Origin of the sequence: Sphingobium sp. R-21, from assembly GCF_049913335.1 — a bacterium.
Lineage (GTDB): Bacteria > Pseudomonadota > Alphaproteobacteria > Sphingomonadales > Sphingomonadaceae > Sphingobium.
This window is the reverse complement of sequence record NZ_CP184374.1, coordinates 604,441-622,307: the sequence shown is the minus strand read 5'-3', so window position 1 is coordinate 622,307 and position 17,867 is coordinate 604,441. Positions and strand designations below refer to the sequence as shown.

Here is a 17,867-nt window from a genome sequence, read left to right as displayed (position 1 = left end):
AAATGGTTTCTATAGCTTGGGAATCGCACATGAGAAAAAACCGGCGCGTACACCGCACCGGCTTTTCTTTCAGTCTTTGCCGGCCGGTCAGACGGTCGGACCAAGTCCCTTGATCGCATCATCGATCAGCAGTTTGTCTGCCTTGGCATCATGGCCCTGGACGATCAATGCTGCGGCTGCTCCAGTTGCGGCGTTCACAGCTTTCGTCCGAATAGCTGCGACCGCTGCCCGCTCTGCCGCGCCGATCTTGTCCTCCGCCATTTTGTGACGGCGAGCCACCAGCGCGACAGCATTGGCCTTCGCGTCCTCCAGCAGCGTTTCCGCTTCATGCTCGGCCGATTTGCGCATCGCTTCGGCCTCGCCTGCGGCAGCCGCCAGCCTGGCCTCATATTCGGCCTTGAGCGCTTCCGCTTCGGCACGCAGCTTGGAGGCTTCCTCCAATTGCGTCTTGATCTGGGCGATCCGACCATCCAGCGCACCGCCGATGAGACCGGGAACCTTCTTGATCACCAGGATCAGGATGAACACCGCCATCGCCAGGCTGACCCAGGCAGTGGCGTCCATGCCGACAGCCTTGGGGTCGGTATGCGGAACCACGCCCTCATGAGCCACGGTACCGACCGGCTCCATCCCCTCGGAATGGATCGCCTGGTTCAAATGCGAGGCATCCGCCTCGCTATGCTGTGCTGCTGCCTCAGCCATGGACCAGTGCCGCCTTTACTGCGTTGCGGGCCGCATCCTCCGACGCGTTCACGCCGGAAATACGAGCCACCATGTCGCGCGCTGCATCAGCGGCAACGGTTTCAATCTCTGCCATGGCTGCATCGGTTGCAGCCTTGATGCGGGCTTCGGCCGCATTGATCTGGCTTGCAATATCCGCATCCGCGGCCGCCAGCTTGGCTTCGGAAGCCTTGGCGGCCTCCGCCTTCGCCCTGGCCAAACTTGACTGGGCGGCAGCGCGGCTTTGGGCGTCACGGGCGCGATAGTCGGCCTCCGCCTCGTCGGCGCGAGCAAAAGCTGCCTTGGCGGCGTCCAGATCGCCGGTGATCTTCGCGTCGCGCGCATCAGCCGTCGCCTGGACTTTGGGCACCATGCCGAGGCCGATGACGAAGAAAACGAAACCAAAGGTCAACAGCAGCCAGAAGATCTGCGATGAATAGGTTTCGGCAATTTGCGCGATTTGAGGCATTTTTCGGGTCCGTCCGATCAGGGCGCGGTCAATCAGGGGATAGGCGTGGCGACCAGGCGGCCGTCCATGCCCATCCCAAGGCGACTGTTCAGGCCACGAACACCAGGATCATGGCGATAACGAACGCCAGCAGACCCAGAAGTTCTGCGGCGGCGAAGCCGATGAACAGGCGGCCCTGCTGACCGTCGGCGGCGCCGGGATTGCGCAGTGCGCCTTCGAGGAATGAGCTGAAGACGTTGCCCACACCGAGGGCAGCGATGCCCGCACCGATTGCGGCCAGACCAGCACCGAGCAGCTTTGCGGCTTCTGCGTCCATGTTCTAAACTCCTTTTCTAAACTCTATTCGAACGTTGAGGTAATGGCGGAAAATCAGTGCAGGTTCTCGGCATCGTTGATGTAAACCGAGGTCAACAGCGCGAAAACATAGGCCTGGATCACTGCGACCAGCACTTCCAGAGCGCTGATGCCGATCATCAGGATGAAGCTGGCGCTGCCGACGGTGAGGCCATAGCCGACACCCGCATTCGATGCGTTGATGACGAAGCCCGCCAGCACCTTGAGCAGCACGTGACCGGCGGTCATGGCGACGAACAGTCGCAGGCCGAGACTGAACGGACGCACCATGAACGAGATCAGCTCGATCGGGAAAATGACCGGGATCATCGGCAATGGCGTGCCGTGCGGCACGAACAGCGAGAAGAAGTGCAGGCCATGCTTGTAGAAGCCCACCGCCAGCACGATCGAGAAGCTCATGATCGCGAGCACGCCGGTCGCGGTGAAATGGCTGGTGAAGGTGAAGGGGTGGAGGCCGACGAGACCCAGCGGCAGCAGGCCTAGCAGATTTGCCAGCAGGATGAACATGAACAGCGAGAAGACATAGGGAATATACTTCTTGCCGCCTTCGCCAACATTGGCGATCAACAGGCTCTTGATGAAGCCGGTCATATATTCGACGGCCATCTGCCAGCGACCGGGCACCAGCTCGCGCTTCATGCCGCCCACGACGAAGATCCAGAGCACCACAGCGGCCGCCACCATATAGAGCGCGCTGTTGGTGAAGGCGATGTTGAAGCCGCCGACCGACAGATGATCCGTACCGAACAGCGGTTCGATCGCAAACTGGTGCATCGGATCGATTTTACCGGATTCTGCCACGCTGGACCCCTGTAACGTCTGTGCAATCGGACTAAGACAAAAGCGTCCCTATTCGTCGGGACGCTTTGTCGTCGTCAATCTGATGATGTTCCTGAACGCAGCCACGATCCCAAGACCGAGAAATGCCAACAGGAGCCAAGGGGATGTCCGCAGAAAGTAGTCCAGAGTCCCACCAACCACGGCACCGCCAGCAAGACCACCGATCAGTTCCGCGAGAACCCTGTTGCCGAGGCGGGACCCATCGTCCGCCTGCTGCACCTGTGTCCCCTGTCTGACCTTTTCGGCATGTTCGGCCTGCGCGATCCGCTCCTCCAGAGAAGCGATCCGCGCATCTTCACCCGCCGGGTCCTGCCCCGGTGCATCCGCCGCCATCCAGCCATCCTTTCCGTTCGGGCTTTGAACCCAACGTCAGGCGGCATGGCGCTTGCGGCTGCACCCGTCAAGGCGCGGCCCGTTTAGAAAGGGCTTTCAGGAGTGTCAACCATCGTTGGACAGGAGAATTTCCTGTCCGAACGAAGCCGGGTCCAAAGTCCACTAGCCGGGCGAGACCGGCGTGAAGTAAATCAGCCGGCCGTGGCGCAATAACCCGGCAACGCAATAGGCCCGGCGCCCTTGGTCTGCCACGCACCCGCGCCGATCCGATAGACCTGTCCGGGCTTCACCCGACTGCTGAGCGTCTGGCATCCCGTTGCAGCCGCCACGTCCTGCACCGTCACGCCCCGCTTGCCGGCAAGGTCGGTATAAGCGGCCCTCCGCTTGATGTTGATTGATTCGACTTCCTGCCGGACCGCATCGCTTACAGAGCCGGCAATGCCCAGATAGCCGTCGGCCTGCTCGCCCACCGTTCCGGCGCTGAGCGCCGCGGCCACAGCGCCCGACTGAGCGCGGGCCGGAGAAGTCATGATAAGGCCAGTGGCCAGCGCGATCGCGGCCGAGGCGGCGATCATCAAAAACTTGCGTGTCATTGCGGGAACAACTCCGGGTTATTCTGGATCAAATCCTGCGCATCGCGCTGGAGCCGAACGACGACCTCCTGCTGCACCTTCACATTGAGGTTGATTTCTATCGGCTTGTCGGGTGCCTTCACCTGGATGCAGCCTCCCAGGGCCAGACCGGCGAAGCCCGCCGTTATGATCGTTCGCTTCTTCATTTCTGCTCCCCGTTTCGCATAGCTTCGCTTTCGGCAGGCTGAACTGCACCCCCCTGTTGCCCGATCCCGGTACGCATCTTTTCCTGCATCTGGTCGCCTATACTATTTTGTATGAGCGTCGAGGGGTCGATGAAGGATTGCGCGGTTCCCAAAAGCCCCCGGAAGGGCGCCGCGATCCGCACGTTGAATATGAAGGGCAGCCCCGTGAAATTCCGCGCCAGACCCGCTGGCGCCCCACCAATCTGACCGCGATTGACGCCGTTGAAGACGACGTTTGTGACCATCTCTCCATCCAGCGCGCCGTCCATCAGGATCGTCAGACATTTATACTGCAGGTTCTTCAGCGCGTCGAAGGCCAGACGCCCCATTGCGCCCAATTGCTCGTTCGACACCGGTCCTACATAGGAAAGCGTGCCTGACTGTCGCGACGGATCACAGGGGACGGTGGGCAACACGCCTTCCGGCATCATCAGGGGCGGCATGCCTTGCTGCCTTGCGGTCAGAACGCCGCCCGCGACGCGTCCGCCCTGCCCATTAAAGATCAGAGGCATGATGCCGTCGAACGTACCTGTCGCGGAAATATTTTTGAGGTCCATCGCCTGAATGAAGGCGCCCGCATCCAGGCCGATGACGCGGAAAGTCAGATAGCGGTCCACATCGGCGCTGAAATCCATGGTCGTCGGCAACAGCACCAGTTCGCCGCCGGAGAACGGCCAGCCGCCGCCTTCGACGCGCACCTTCTGCCCTGCCTCCAGCCGGTAACGCACAATGCCGTCGCGAACTTCAACGCCGGGGTTGACCGATCTGATTCGCGCTTCCTGCCCTGGCGCGCTGACCAGTCCAAGCAGGTCAGTGAAGCGCAATTGTCCCGACAGCCCCTCCACCGGACCGAAGGCCGCGGCAAGGCTGGCATTGTCTGTCCGGAACACCCCATCGCTGGTCACATGCGTTCCATCCCAGCGAACATGCCCTTCCCCGCTGACCCGCGCAGTCACATTCGCCACTACGCCCAGCGCAAGGCGAGTCACATCTTCCGGCTGAAGACCAGGACCAAAGGATAATCCCGGCACCGCCAGATCTGCCTTGCCCCGCCCATTGCCCAGATCATGTGCAATGACGGCATGCGCCACCAACGCATCATTACGCGGCGCCCGCAGCGATCCCGTGGCGGCAATCTTCCCGTCCTTCAGAATCAACGCGAAATCAGGCACCTTGAGCGGCTCGAAGCGACCCGGCGCCTGCGCGTCACGCACGGTCATTCGCGCCGCCAGCTTCAGTATTCCTGCGGTAAAGCTCCAGTCCCCCGCACCATTTTCCACGATCAACGGCACGGACCCGATCCGACCGCCCGCTCCGGTCAATGTGCCGCCCAGCCCCTTGTCCGTCGCTTTCCCGGCGAACATCGCCGCGCTCAGTCGAACCGGCGAATCCTGCGGCCCGATCGCCAGATCGGCATTGACGAGCGCGAAACCCTGCTGCCCTATGGCAAAGCGCGCCTTGTCGGCGGAGAGCCGCATCGGGCTGTCTCCGCTCTTGCCAGCCAAAGCGAGCTTGCGGATTTCCGCACCACCGCGCACACCGCCCGAACCCATGGCAATCAGCGACTGCCCGATCGGACAAAGCGTCTGCTGCGTGCGGCCGAGGGAGAAATTGCCGTAACGCGCCTCTATCAGCGAGACCGGGACACATCGCTGGTTGATCGCCAGCGCCCCATCGGCGCTCACCTGCCCTTCGACCGGCGCCACCAACCCACGCAGCCTTCCTCCGGGGAGTGGACCATCCAGCCGCACCTGCGTCACAAAGCGTGTATCGCCCTTCGGCCCGGCAACGAAGCGCACCGGCTCCAGAGACAGCCGGGCATCCCCCGCGGCATAGGGTTCAAGAAATAATTGTCCGCCAAAGCCTCCGCCCTGCCTGCGCCCAAGCCGAAGCGCAGCCCTTGGCAACCCGCCGCCTTCTGTCGTGATCGCTCCATCCAGCGCCCAGTCGATCGCCCGCCCGCCTTTGGCCGGCCAGCCGATGGTCACGCGCCCTTCCTGAGCCACGGCAATCTTCGCACCGCTGCGCGCCCAAAACCGAGTGCCTGTCAGGACCAGACTGCCGCCCTTCCCCTGCTGCGCAAAGGCCAGGCTGGTTTGCAGGATATTGTTCTCGGCCGCCCGTCGCACCGCATCAGCCAATCGCGCCGCGAGCGGCCCTACAGGGGTCCCGGTGGTCGATTCGCGCACAGATCGCAGGGGATCACGGCCCGCAGTCCGCAATTGCCGGACATCCAGTTGCCCCTTCAACGCAGCATTGCCTTTGTCGATGTGCCAAGCGCCCTGGAACCTTGAGGTGCCTGCCATCGCGCTCCCGAATGACAGGGCGGTCGCCCCGATTCGGGCTCGCCCGGCGGTCGCGGCGGCAGTCCCGTCCAAGTCGATCAGGCCCGAAGGTTCGACCAGGACCATCTTGCCGGCTCTGAGCGCCTCCCCCGACAGATAGACATGGCCAGTCCAACGATCCAATGCCTTGCCAAATCGCACATCCACGTCCGCCGCTGGTTTTGCGACGGCAATGCCGGCATCGCGACAGGCCAGTGCCTTGCCGCGCAACGGGCCAGAAAGATGCGGGCGGCCCTCCTGCATCGCCACCTCCAGCGTCGCCCGCAGATCAGCCAGGCCGCAGCCCCCGGCCCCGGCATCAGGCATGACCGCTATCAGCCGCCCACGGAAGCCCGAGTGAAGATTTCCCCGCCCGTCGATCTGCATGCTGACCGGCCCGGCATCGGTGTCCAGCTTCAGCCGCGCATCGCTGAGGGCCAGCAGGACGTCAGGCAGGCTGAAGGGAGCCGCGGATCGGGAATCGCGGAACTTGTCGATCTCTCCCAGTTTCAACATGCCATCGTGAAGCGAACCGCGCATCCGGACGCCCCCCGCCCGCACGGCCGCCACTTGCGGTGTAAGTCCAGTGAAGGCGATGTCGACCTCTACCCAGCGCGCGGTCAGGTCGGGATGGGCAGGATCGCCCAGCACGATATTCTCGATCCGCTGGGTCCGCAGGCCGATATCCGCCAGATCGTAGCTGCCCTGCACGCCGCGCCTGTTAAGTTCGCGGCTGATGAAGTTTTCGGCGATCGGCGCGCGCTGCGTCCACAGCGCGGCCAGGATCAGCGCCAGCGACCCTGTCCCCACTCCAAGCCAGCGAAGCCAGCCCCGGCGAACCTCCTTTTCGCCGTCCTCGTCGTCCATGCCTATGGTCAAACCCGCGTGCTCAATTCCGTAACGCCTGCATAACGTATGATCTGTCCTAAATATCCTTGCCCGATAAATCCGCAATGAATAGCGTCGATCCGAATGTGGGGAACAGGTAAGACCTTGTCGGATCAGGATTTGAAGTCCACGCACGATGGCGTGGGGCACCGTGCCCGGCTACGCCAGAAGCTGGCGGAGAACGGTGGCGAAGCTCTGCACGACCATGAACTGATCGAATATCTGCTGGCGCTTGCCATACCCCGCCGCGATACAAAACCGCTGGCCAAGGCGTTGCTGCGGGAATTCGACGGCATCGGTGGGTTGATGACCGCGGACTGGCAGGCGATTGCCCGCGTGCCCGGCATGGGCGAAACCAGTATTGCCGCGATCAAGATCGTCCAGGCCACCATGCTGCGACTGCTGCGGAACGAAGTGGCGGAAAAGCCTGTGCTGGCAAGCTGGCAGGCGCTGCTCGATTATCTGCGTGCAGACATGGCTTTCCTGACCGTGGAAAGGGTGCGCGTGCTGCACCTCAACAGCCGGAACATGCTGATCCGGGACGAGCATATGGGCGACGGGTCGATCGACCAGGCGGCGATCTATACGCGGGAGGTTATCAGACGGGCGATCGACCTCGGCTCCGCAGCGTTGATCCTGGTCCACAATCATCCAAGCGGATCACCTGAACCCAGTCGGCAGGACATAGAGATCACCCGGCAGATCGCGGAGGCGGGCAAGCGACTCAACATCGCCGTGCACGACCACATCATCATCGGAACCCAGGGGCACAGCAGCCTGCGCGCCAAAGGATTGATCTGAAGCATTTTCAAGGTGACGGTTTGGAGTCAAAGGCACGGGAAATGCGGCATAGGCCGTGCCTTTGAAGGCTTCAGGCAAGCACCTCAGTAATTCCACTGCACCTGCGTGCGGACGAGATTGCCCCTGGCGCGCCCGGTTCGGCGTTCATCGGCTTCGGCGCGCCTCGTGCGAGCGAAGGCGAGAGTGAATTCCAGTACCTTCCACGGTTGCCATTCGATGCCCAGTTCCAGTTCGTCGGTTGCCAGGCGCGGGGCGTTGGTGCCGGCCTTCCACCCTCCGCGATAATATTGCCAACGCGCATAGGGTATCAACACGCCAAGAGAATCCGTGGGCGCGCGGTACATCATCTGGACATATCCGCCATTCAGGTTCCTGGTCAGGATAGACTGAGCGACGCGGTCATATTCAGGCCCTTTGCCCCAGTTCCATTCAGCCTGAATGCCGAAAGGTTGCGGATAGAGCATGGCATGAATGCCGACCCGATCATCATCATAGGCCACCGCACTGATCGTTCCGCTGCGCAGTTCGGGCTGAACCTCGTTCATCATCGCAGAGCCACCGATTTCGAACACCTGCCCGGCAAATGCGCTGCCCAGCCCGTCCAGCTCGAACGGCCATGTGGCGAAAGCCACCTTCATAAGGCCGCGATTTTGTTCCGTCCTGTTGGTGCCTTGTCCGTTGAAGGCGCCGATACCGAAAGCACCGTAATTGCCAAACAGCTTTTGCCCGTCATGCGCCAGCCGGTCCCAGATCTTCTGGACCGAAGGCGGAGTATAGTAGCCAACGATGCCGAGGTCTCGCTCGCTCGGCACCGCGCTATTGACCGCATCGCTGCGGTCGAGGGTGAGCCGGTTGGAGGAGGATTGCATGTTCTCCCAGCCGAAGGGGACCTTGGACTGACCGAAGCGCAGGCGAAAGCTTTTTCCCTTGTCCAGAAAGACGTCGGCATAGGCGTCACGCAGTTGCGCAAAGCCCTCCCGCCGCTCGCTGCCCGCCTGATTGTTCACGGCCGTGGCGAAATCGGATTGCAGATAGAGCGAGACGCGATCGGAAATGTCGCCCTGAAGAACCAATCTCGCCCGGCGCAGCGAAAAGCCGCTGCGATCGGAGATCGAACCGTCATGCACCGAACGAAGACGGGAAACACCTGCCGGAGCAACATCGTCGCCGGAGAGGAAGGCATTGTAGCGCATCTGGGTATAGCCACGCAGCGAGAGCCGTTCATACCATGGCTTCGACTTTGGTGCGGGGGTCGATGGGGGGGCGGCCGCCGGCAATTGGGCGGAGGCGGCAGCCAGTTCAGGAGACGGCACAGCAGCAGGCGCAGGAGCGGCCGCGAGAGGTTCGGCCGAGGCGGCGACTTGCCTGCTCTCGGCGAGTGCGGACGTCAGCACCTTTACCTGCGCCTTCAATTCATCAATCTGGCGCTGCAGGTCCACATTGCTCTGGGCGAGCGCCGCCTCCGGCATCAGCGCCAGCAGGCTGACCATCAAAATTCCGCCACCAAATGACTTTCGCCGCACTATCCGACTCCCCTGAACAAGTCGGATGAGGCAGCTATGGCATTTCAGTGACAGAAAAGTGACAATGTTATTTCATTTTGGTGACAAACCCGCCGAAACTGAAGGTCATGAGGAGCGACAGCCCTCCTCCGTCAATGGCCCCTGAGGCGTGTAGATCGCCCAGAAACCGCCATCGAGTCCGCCCTTCTTCATGCGCGGCAGGTCGACCTGGGTATAGTCACCATGCACATCATGCTCCTCCTCGATCGACCAGCCGGGCAGGTCGAGCGAAGCGGGCGTGTCGAGGTGGCTGTCCAGTGTCAGCATCTTCTGGTGCAATTGATAGACTTTTTTCGGCACAGCCTGCGCTGATGCTGCGGTGGGGAGCAGCGCGATCAGCGCCGCTCCGGCAAGAAGGCAAACTCGCATCAAATCTCCCCGGAAATGGTGAACTGGAAGGTGCGCGGCGACAGCGGCCGGAACGCGCCGTCACCCGATACCGCGGAGGATATGAAGGACAGTCTGTCCTTGTCGACGATATTATCGACATCGAACCGCGTCCTCATGACATCAATGTTGAACATGATGAAACTCTCAATCTGCGCCAGGCTGACGGTAGACGGATGACGGAATGGATTTCCTCCATTCCAACGCAGGCAAATCCGCGATCATTACCATTTTAGCATCCATGATACTACTGTTTCTAATAACCAGAAATTCTGATACATATGAATCATGATAACGACCAACGCCACCCCATGGCTTGCGCTGCTGCATCAATTGCCTGCCAAGCCGCCTTATCTGCGCGTGAAGATTTGGCGGAGGCTCCAGGCCATAGGTGCGGTACCGCTCAAAAATGCGGTCCATGTACTGCCTCGTTCAGAAGAAAGTGCAGCCGCCTTCCACAGCCTGATGACGGAAATCCTCGACAATGGCGGCGACGCGACGCTGGTCGAAGTGCGGCTGCTGGCCGGCCAGTCAGATGGTGACGTACGCGCCCTGTTCGATGCGGCGCGGCGCGCGGATTATGAAGAGATCACCCAGCTTGCCCGCCGGTTGTTGGAAACCGGCCCCCCCAGCGGAACGGACATCGCGCGGCTGCAGAAGCGGCTGGAGGATGTCGGACGGCTCGATTTCTTCAACGCATCCGGTCGACAGCAAGCCGAAGCGGCGCTCATGGAACTGGACCAACGGCGCTTCCAGCATCCGGACGTCGGCCGAACCCATCCTGCCGTCGGAACCGAGCCGATCGATCTCGCCGAAAAAACATGGGTGACGCGCAGCGGCGTCCATGTCGATCGCATCGCCTGCGCATGGCTGATCCGCCGCTTCATCGACCAGAACGCCCGATTCAAATTCGTGGATAAGCGCCGTTATGATCCGGCCGACGGCGAGCTGCGCTTTGACATGGCCGACGCCGAATTCACCCATGAAGGCGACCGGTGCAGCTTTGAAACATTGTTGCTGCGGGCGGGTCTTGCGAACGACCCCGCGCTGGTTGCGATCGGCGAGGTCATCCATGATCTCGACATCGGCGACAGCAGGTTCGAGCGACCGGAAGCCCCCGGCCTGGGAGCCATATTGGCGGGCGTCTGCGCATCGACCGACGACGACCTGCAGCGCATCGCCATGGCAAGCGATGCGCTCAACCAGTTTTATTCCTTTTTCAGCAGCAGAAGGGCGGACCGATGACGGCCAAGACATCCTCCACCATTCCGGCACATTCTCCGTCCGATGGTCATCACGGAATATCGTTGAGCGAAGCAACGCGCCTATGGGCGCGGATCGCGGCGCTCAGCTTCGGGGGACCGGCAGGACAGATCGCCGTAATGCATAGGCTGCTGGTCGAGGAAAAGCGCTGGATCGGCGAGGAACGGTTCCTCCACGCCCTCAATTATTGCATGCTGCTGCCGGGACCGGAAGCGCAGCAGCTTGCCGTCTATATCGGCTGGCTCCTGCACAAGACCAGGGGAGGGCTGATCGCTGGGATATTGTTCGTGCTGCCGGGCTTCCTGGCTATCCTGGCGCTCAGCTACATCTATGTGCTGCTGGGCCATGTTCCAATCATCGAAGGGCTCTTCTTCGGCCTTAAGGCAGCGGTACTGGCCATCGTCATGCAGGCGGTGGTGCGGGTGGGATCACGCGCGCTGAAGAACAATGCGATGCGCGGGATCGCGGTCGGCGCCTTCCTCGCCATTTTCTTCCTTGGCGCGCCTTTTCCGCTGATCATAGTGGCGGCTGGCCTCATCGGCTTCCTCGGCGGGCGCAAAGGGCTTGCAGCCTTTCGGGGCGGCGGCGGTCATGGCGCTGCGAGCGGACATGTGGTCCATGATTGCGACACGGCATTGGGCGAGCGATTACCGGATCATGCGCGCCCTTCCCTCAGCTGGTCGCTGCGTATCTCGGCGCTGTTTCTGCTGCTGTGGCTGGGGCCGGTGCTGGCGCTGTTCCTGACGCTGGGGCCCGACAATGTGTTCACCCATATCGCCAGCTTCTTCAGCCAGATGGCCGTCGTCACTTTTGGCGGTGCCTATGCGGTCCTTGCCTATGTCGCGCAGGAGGCGGTCGGCACCTTCGGCTGGCTTCGGCCGGGCGAAATGCTCGACGGCCTGGGCATGGCGGAAACGACGCCGGGGCCGTTGATCATGGTCACGCAGTTCGTGGGATTTCTGGCTGCGTTCCGCGAGTCCGGGGCGATGCATCCGCTGCTGGCAGCGACCCTGGGCGCCATGCTGACCACATGGGTGACGTTTGTGCCCTGCTTCCTCTGGATTTTCGCTGGCGCTCCTTTCGTCGAGCGCCTGCGCGGCAACCCGGCGCTTTCGGCGGCGCTGACGGCGATCACGGCCGCCGTGGTGGGCGTGATCCTGAACCTTGCCATCTGGTTTGCCATTCACACCCTCTTTCGGCAGGTCCAGCGGCTGGGTTGGATCGACATGCCCGTGCTGTCCAGCGTCAATATTCCTGCTGTCCTGCTGTCGGCGGGCGCAATGATCGCGGTATTCCGGTTCAGGATCGGCGTGTTGCCGGTCCTGGGTGCCTGTGCGGGCATCGGTGCCGCTTATATCCTGCTGGTCTGAACATGGGGCCGACATGAAAGGGCCGGCGGAGCGACGCTCCACCGGCCCTTTTCATATGAGAGCTTTGAGAACTTCCCCGGTTGCGGGCGAGCCGCTGGCCCGCCCGCAACGCGATCTTAGAAGTCCATGCCGCCCATGCCGCCCATGCCGCCGCCGGGCATACCCATCGGCGCCTTGTCGTCGGAGGGCAGTTCAGCGATCGTGGCTTCGGTCGTGATCAGCAGGCCGGCCACCGAAGCGGCATCCTGCAGCGCGGCGCGGACGACCTTGGTCGGGTCGATCACGCCAGCGGCAACGAGGTTCTCATAGGTGTCGGTCGCAGCGTTGAAGCCCTTGGTCTCGTCATTTTCACGCAGCAGGTTGCCGGCAACGACCGCACCATCGACGCCCGCGTTCGTGGCGATCTGGCGCAGCGGCGCTTCGATGGCCTTGCGGATGATGTCGATACCGCGGGTCTGGTCGTCATTGGCGCCCTTGAGGTCCTTGAGGGCCTTGACAGCGTACAGCAGGGCCGTGCCGCCACCAGGGACGATGCCTTCTTCCACAGCCGCGCGGGTCGCGTGCAGCGCGTCGTCGACGCGGTCCTTGCGCTCCTTCACCTCGATTTCGGTCGCACCGCCAACCTTGATGACGGCAACGCCGCCAGCCAGCTTCGCCAGACGCTCCTGGAGCTTCTCGCGGTCGTAGTCCGACGTGGTCGATTCGATCTGCGCACGGATCTGCTCGGTGCGGCCCTTGATCGCTTCGGCGTCACCGGCGCCATCGACGATGGTGGTGTTGTCCTTGTCGATGGTGATGCGCTTGGCGGTGCCGAGCATGCCGAGGGTCACGTTCTCAAGCTTGATGCCGAGGTCTTCGGAAATCACTTCGCCCTTGGTCAGGACGGCGATGTCTTCCAGCATGGCCTTGCGGCGGTCGCCGAAGCCCGGAGCCTTGACCGCAGCAACCTTCAGGCCGCCGCGCAGCTTGTTGACGACCAGGGTCGCCAGCGCTTCGCCTTCGATGTCCTCGGCGATGATGAGGAGCGGACGGCCCGACTGCACCACGGCTTCGAGGATCGGCAGGATCGACTGCAGGTTCGACAGCTTCTTTTCGTGGATCAGGATGTAGGGGTCAGCCAGTTCGACCTGCATCTTTTCCGGGTTGGTGATGAAATAGGGCGACAGGTAGCCGCGGTCGAACTGCATGCCTTCCACGACGTCCAGTTCGAAATCGAGGCCCTTGGCTTCCTCGACAGTGATCACGCCTTCCTTGCCGACGCGCTCCATCGCTTCGGCGATCTTCTGGCCGACTTCAACGTCGCCATTGGCCGAGATGATGCCGACCTGGGCGACCTCGTTCGAACCGGCAACCGGCTTCGAGCGGGCCTTGATGTCCTCGACGACCTTGATGACGGCGAGGTCGATGCCGCGCTTCAGGTCCATCGGGTTCATGCCGGCGGCGACCGACTTCATGCCTTCGCGAACGATCGCCTGGGCGAGGACGGTCGCGGTGGTGGTGCCGTCACCGGCGATGTCGTTGGTCTTCGAAGCGACTTCGCGGACCATCTGGGCGCCCATATTCTCGAACTTGTCTTTCAGTTCGATTTCCTTGGCGACCGAAACACCGTCCTTGGTGATGCGGGGCGCGCCGAAGCTCTTGTCGATAACGACGTTGCGGCCCTTGGGGCCCAGGGTCACCTTGACCGCGTCGGCCAGGATGTCGACGCCGCGCAGGATGCGCTCACGAGCGTCACGCGAAAACTTTACGTCCTTCGCTGCCATGATCTTCTACCTCTCTTTGAGAATTGCAAATCTTGCGAAGTTCACACCGTTACAGGCACGAAAATCCGCCAAAAACTGGAATGTCAGTCCGGTTCGCCGCTTTACGCGACGATGCCCAGAATGTCCGATTCCTTCATGATCAGCAGGTCTTCGCCATCGACCTTGACCTCGGTGCCCGACCATTTGCCGAACAGGATGCGGTCGCCGGCCTTGACGTCCAGCGGGGTGACCTTGCCATCTTCCGACTTGCTGCCGATGCCGACGGCGACGATTTCGCCTTCCTGCGGCTTTTCCTTGGCGGTGTCGGGGATGATGATGCCGCCGGCAGTCTTCTCTTCCGCCTCTACGCGGCGAACGAGAACGCGGTCATGCAACGGACGAAATGCCATGTTGAGTGCCTTTCCCTCTTTACGACGTTGAAGGGGATCGGATGGAATCGCTGCGCGAATCCGGTTCCTTCTCCCCGATGAACCCGTGTCTGTTAGCACTCCTCTTCAGGGAGTGCCAGCGCCGTTGCATATGGACAGGCTGGATCGGAGATCAAGGGGGGACAAGGAATTTTTCCGCGAAGATTTTCCCTGCATGGCATCGCCGCCGGTCGCCATCCTCTTCAGGCAAATAAACACGGACGCCGCCCATAGCACAGCCCCGTCCCCTCGGATGCCGGAAACTGTTGCAGATATGCCTCAACGTGCAGAAAATGCGACAAGTGATTGAAGTCGGCCAGAGATTATTACTTTACGATAATAAAACAGGAAGGCACCCTTTCCCGCAGCCATAGTCCATATGGCGTAAAGCAGGGGTCGCGCGACGACCGGCACGCATAGCCGGCGCGCGCGCAACAGGGGTATTTTCATGTCCATCAAGAAGACGTTCGCCGGGCTGCGCCATGGGGTCGCCATTTCCGCCTTTGCCATCGGCACCATCGGGACAGTGCCCGCTTTGGCCCAGTCGTCACCGCAGACCGCGACCCCAGACGAGGAAGGCGCAACCATCGTCGTCACCGGGTCGCTGCTGAGCCGCGCAAATGCGGAAACACCCTCCCCTGTCAGTGTGATCACCGCCGAAACGCTCAAGCGCGCGGGCGTTACCAACATGGCCGACGCGATCCGCCAGGCTTCGGCCGATGGCGCCGGCTCGATCGGCATCGGCTTCACCAGCGGCTTCTCCGCCGGCGGCTCCGCCGTTTCGCTGCGCAATTTGGGCGTCTCGTCGACGCTGTTGCTGGTCGATGGCCTTCGTTCCGCCAACTTCCCGCTCAGCGATGACGGCCACAACAGCTATGCCGACCTTGCCAGCATCCCGCAGGTCAACGTCCAGCGGGTCGAAGTGCTGAAGGATGGCGCATCGTCGACTTACGGCGCCGATGCGATCGGCGGTGTGGTGAACATCATCACGCGCAAGCAGTTCAATGGGATCGAAGGCAGCGCCGAGTCCGGCGTCAGCCAGGAGGGCGACGGCCAGAAATACCGGCTGAGCCTGCTCGCCGGCTATGGCGACTATGACAGCCAGGGCTGGAACCTCTATGTCGGCGGCGAATATGAGAAGGGCGGAAAGGTCACGGCCAACTCGCGCGGCTTCCCCTTCAACACGCAGGACCTGCGCGCCATCGGCGGCATCGACAACAACCGCGCCGACGACACGCTGACCAGCCCGACGACCAACGCCGTCGTCACGCGCGTCACCCAGACCGATCTCAACAATCCGCTGGCGGGCAGCGTCGCAAACGCCACGTCGCCGGCGATCTTCACCTCGCTGACGCCGCTCGCGAACTGCCCCTACGGCACCTTCTCGGAGAATACGACATCGCGCGTCGGCACCGCCTGCGCGCACGACCTGACCCGCGAATATGTCCAGATACTGCCCAAGCAGGAACGCTATGCTGCCGTCGCCCGCTTCAGCTTCCGACTGAGCGACAATATCGAGGGCTATGTCGCGGGCAGCTATTCGCACAACAAGGTCGACATCACCCTGCTGCCGCGCGGCATCCGGCAGAACCAGGCGTTTGGCGGCTCGCCATCGACCTCGACGTCGAACCCCGGCATCGTGCTGCCCGTGTGGATCTGTCCGTCGGGCGTCAACTGCGCCGATCCCGCGACGCCGGGCCGCACGCTGAACCCCAACAATCCCTATGCCGCCGCCTATGCCAACAATCCCGCAGCCGGCGCGGCGCGCATCTATTATCTGTTCGGCGACGTGAAGTCGGGTTCTGTCCGCACCAACGAGTTGTATCGCATCACCAGCGGCCTCAACGGCACGTTCGGCGACAGCTGGAAATGGAATCTGGAAGCGGGCTATTCGCGCGACGACCTGAAGCTGGTCCAGACGGGCTGGGCCAATCTCGCCGGTCTCACGCAGGCGATCAACACCGGATCGTACAACTTCGTCAATCCAGCCCTGAATTCGCAGGCCGTCCGTGATTCCGTGCTTCCGCCGATCACCTCGCTCTCCAATTCGAGCGAATTCACCGTCGATGGCTCGCTCAGCCGCAGCCTGTTCACCCTGCCGGGCGGTGACCTGCAGGTCGCCGTGGGCGGTCAGTATCGCAAAGAGAAGCTGACCAACCGGAGCGCCAACCCGAATCTCGACGTTCCTGGCCTTTCGACCGCGCAGGCCTTTGGCAACCGTGACGTCTGGGCCGGCTATTTCGAAATCGACGCGCCGATCCTCGACTCGCTCGAAGTGAACGCGTCGGGCCGCTACGACCATTATTCGGAAGGCTTCAGCCACTTCTCGCCCAAGTTCGGCGCGAAGTTCACCCCGATCAAGCAGATCTCGCTGCGCGGCACCTATTCGGAGGGCTTCCGCGCCCCGACCTTCGCCGAAAGCGATCCGCGCAGTTCCTTTTCGGGCTTTGTCGGCTACACGCCAAATGCGGCGTTCCGCGCCGATCATAGCCAGAATGCAGCCTACTTCGCTCCCTATTCGGTCGGTCGCGGCTTCGTCGGCAACCCCGATATCAAGCCGGAAACCTCGACCAGCTACACGCTGGGCGCGGTGTTCCAGCCGACCAACAGGATCAGCTTCACCGTCGACTATTTCCACGTGAAGAAGAAGGGGCTGGTCACGGCCGGGCCGTTGGCGGGTGACGCGATCAATGCCTATTACTCGGTCGCGGGCCAGACCTTCGCCTCGGCGGCGGCGGCTTCGGCGGCCGGGTGCGCCGCGGTCGCTGCGGTCGGCGCGGGCTATTCGTGCAACGTCATCGACGGTGCCGATCCCTTCGCGCTCAACGCCCTGCCGCGCCTGCTGGTGGTCAATGCGCCTTATGTGAACTCGAACTTCGACGTCACCACGGGTCTGCAATTCGGCGCCGACGCGCAGTTCAATATCAACGACAACGTCCAGTTCCAGAGCCGTCTGGACCTGCAGACGACGCTGAAGTTCAACCGCCACCTCGCCAGCGGCGCGGTGCAGCGCTTCGCGGGCACGGTCGGCCCGGCGGATCTCTCGTCGGGCGGCGGCACGCCGAAGTGGCGCGGCAACTGGCAGAACACGCTGACAGTCGGCAAGGTCTCGCTGACCGCGACGACCTATTATGTGGGCAGCATGAAGGGCGTCGCGACGGACCAGGGCAATCTGGACACATCGTGCGCTGCCACGCTCTACGGTGGCGGACCCGCTTTCTGCAAGATCAAGACCTTCGTCTATGCCGATCTGAACGCCACGGTGGAGGTGAACGAGAATTTCAGCTTCTTTGGCTTCATCGGCAACTTCACCAATGCCGGGGCGCCGCTTTATGCGAACACGCTCTATACGACTCAGCCCAACTATCTGGCCTCGTGGCACTTGCCGGGCCTGATCGGTCGCACCTACCGCGTCGGGGCGAACTTCAAGTTCTGATCCTCGGCAAGGGGAAAGGAACGGAAAGGGCGGTCTCCCTTGGGCCGCCCTTTTTGCAGATCGAGAAAGGTAAATATGGGCGGGCCGCGCTTGCGGCCTACCCTTCTGCTCCCTACCTGCAGGGCCATTGCCA

General features: G+C 62.2%; 16 protein-coding genes and 1 pseudogene. 4 read left to right on the top strand and 13 right to left on the bottom strand.

The window, feature by feature from the left end:
- Positions 1-87 precede the first annotated feature (87 nt).
- The 8 genes from ACN9MX_RS02940 to ACN9MX_RS02905 form a co-directional block, all read right to left on the bottom strand.
- Entirely contained in the window at positions 88-702 is a 615-nt protein-coding gene (locus ACN9MX_RS02940) for a F0F1 ATP synthase subunit B (RefSeq protein WP_363825370.1), read from the bottom strand.
- Positions 695-1,189, bottom strand: coding sequence for an ATPase (locus ACN9MX_RS02935; RefSeq protein ID WP_363735138.1), 495 nt, complete (start codon positions 1,187-1,189; stop codon positions 695-697). Before ACN9MX_RS02935 ends, ACN9MX_RS02940 begins: the two co-directional genes overlap by 8 nt.
- Before the next feature lie 88 nt (positions 1,190-1,277).
- On the bottom strand, positions 1,278-1,505 hold the full coding sequence (locus ACN9MX_RS02930) for a F0F1 ATP synthase subunit C (RefSeq protein ID WP_004207392.1): 228 nt from the start codon (positions 1,503-1,505) through the stop codon (positions 1,278-1,280).
- Between the two features lie 53 nt (positions 1,506-1,558).
- The gene (locus tag ACN9MX_RS02925) at positions 1,559-2,344 is read right to left on the bottom strand and encodes a F0F1 ATP synthase subunit A (protein ID WP_133651818.1); all 786 of its coding nucleotides are present in this window, start codon (positions 2,342-2,344) and stop codon (positions 1,559-1,561) included.
- A 48-nt stretch (positions 2,345-2,392) separates the two neighbouring features.
- Positions 2,393-2,716: an AtpZ/AtpI family protein gene (locus ACN9MX_RS02920; RefSeq protein ID WP_133651817.1), complete on the bottom strand. Its 324-nt coding sequence runs from the start codon at positions 2,714-2,716 to the stop codon at positions 2,393-2,395.
- Positions 2,717-2,907: 191 nt separating this feature from the next.
- On the bottom strand, positions 2,908-3,309 hold the full coding sequence (locus ACN9MX_RS02915; RefSeq protein ID WP_363825369.1) for a YdbL family protein: 402 nt from the start codon (positions 3,307-3,309) through the stop codon (positions 2,908-2,910).
- Positions 3,306-3,494: a YnbE family lipoprotein gene (locus tag ACN9MX_RS02910; protein WP_363735140.1), complete on the bottom strand. Its 189-nt coding sequence runs from the start codon at positions 3,492-3,494 to the stop codon at positions 3,306-3,308. Before ACN9MX_RS02910 ends, ACN9MX_RS02915 begins: the two co-directional genes overlap by 4 nt.
- Positions 3,491-6,724, bottom strand: coding sequence for an intermembrane phospholipid transport protein YdbH family protein (locus ACN9MX_RS02905; protein WP_363825366.1), 3,234 nt, complete (start codon positions 6,722-6,724; stop codon positions 3,491-3,493). The genes ACN9MX_RS02910 and ACN9MX_RS02905 overlap by 4 nt, the downstream gene beginning before the upstream one ends.
- 126 nt (positions 6,725-6,850) lie before the next feature.
- Here ACN9MX_RS02905 and radC point away from each other — a divergent pair, with 126 nt between their 5' ends.
- Entirely contained in the window at positions 6,851-7,546 is a 696-nt protein-coding gene (radC, locus tag ACN9MX_RS02900; RefSeq protein ID WP_363754346.1) for a RadC family protein, read from the top strand.
- An 83-nt stretch (positions 7,547-7,629) separates the two neighbouring features.
- On the opposite strand, the gene ACN9MX_RS02895 is transcribed toward radC, so the two are convergent.
- The 3 genes and pseudogenes from ACN9MX_RS02895 to ACN9MX_RS02885 form a co-directional block, all read right to left on the bottom strand.
- Positions 7,630-9,036 carry a porin gene (locus tag ACN9MX_RS02895; protein WP_363825363.1) on the bottom strand — a complete coding sequence of 469 codons (1,407 nt, stop codon included), beginning with the start codon at positions 9,034-9,036 and terminating at the stop codon, positions 7,630-7,632.
- A gap of 141 nt (positions 9,037-9,177) precedes the next feature.
- Positions 9,178-9,477 (bottom strand): annotated as a pseudogene (locus ACN9MX_RS02890) (membrane dipeptidase); the annotation flags it as partial.
- On the bottom strand, positions 9,477-9,632 hold the full coding sequence (locus ACN9MX_RS02885) for a hypothetical protein (protein ID WP_426387526.1): 156 nt from the start codon (positions 9,630-9,632) through the stop codon (positions 9,477-9,479). The gene ACN9MX_RS02885 and the pseudogene ACN9MX_RS02890, both read right to left, overlap by 1 nt.
- Positions 9,633-9,783: 151 nt before the next feature.
- Here ACN9MX_RS02885 and ACN9MX_RS02880 point away from each other — a divergent pair, with 151 nt between their 5' ends.
- The gene (locus ACN9MX_RS02880) at positions 9,784-10,740 is read left to right on the top strand and encodes a chromate resistance protein ChrB domain-containing protein (protein ID WP_363825360.1); all 957 of its coding nucleotides are present in this window, start codon (positions 9,784-9,786) and stop codon (positions 10,738-10,740) included.
- The gene (gene chrA / locus ACN9MX_RS02875; protein ID WP_363825357.1) at positions 10,737-12,128 is read left to right on the top strand and encodes a chromate efflux transporter; all 1,392 of its coding nucleotides are present in this window, start codon (positions 10,737-10,739) and stop codon (positions 12,126-12,128) included. The genes ACN9MX_RS02880 and chrA overlap by 4 nt, the downstream gene beginning before the upstream one ends.
- 116 nt (positions 12,129-12,244) lie before the next feature.
- Here the strand turns inward: chrA and groL are convergent, their stop codons facing one another.
- Both groL and groES read right to left on the bottom strand, forming a co-directional pair.
- Positions 12,245-13,891 carry a chaperonin GroEL gene (gene groL / locus ACN9MX_RS02870; protein WP_363825354.1) on the bottom strand — a complete coding sequence of 549 codons (1,647 nt, stop codon included), beginning with the start codon at positions 13,889-13,891 and terminating at the stop codon, positions 12,245-12,247.
- Between the two features lie 101 nt (positions 13,892-13,992).
- Entirely contained in the window at positions 13,993-14,280 is a 288-nt protein-coding gene (gene groES / locus ACN9MX_RS02865; protein WP_363735148.1) for a co-chaperone GroES, read from the bottom strand.
- Positions 14,281-14,746: 466 nt separating this feature from the next.
- On the opposite strand from groES, the gene ACN9MX_RS02860 reads away from it, so the two are divergent.
- A complete protein-coding gene (locus tag ACN9MX_RS02860; RefSeq protein WP_363735149.1) occupies positions 14,747-17,734 on the top strand; it encodes a TonB-dependent receptor plug domain-containing protein in 2,988 nt (995 codons plus the stop codon).
- Positions 17,735-17,867 lie beyond the last annotated feature (133 nt).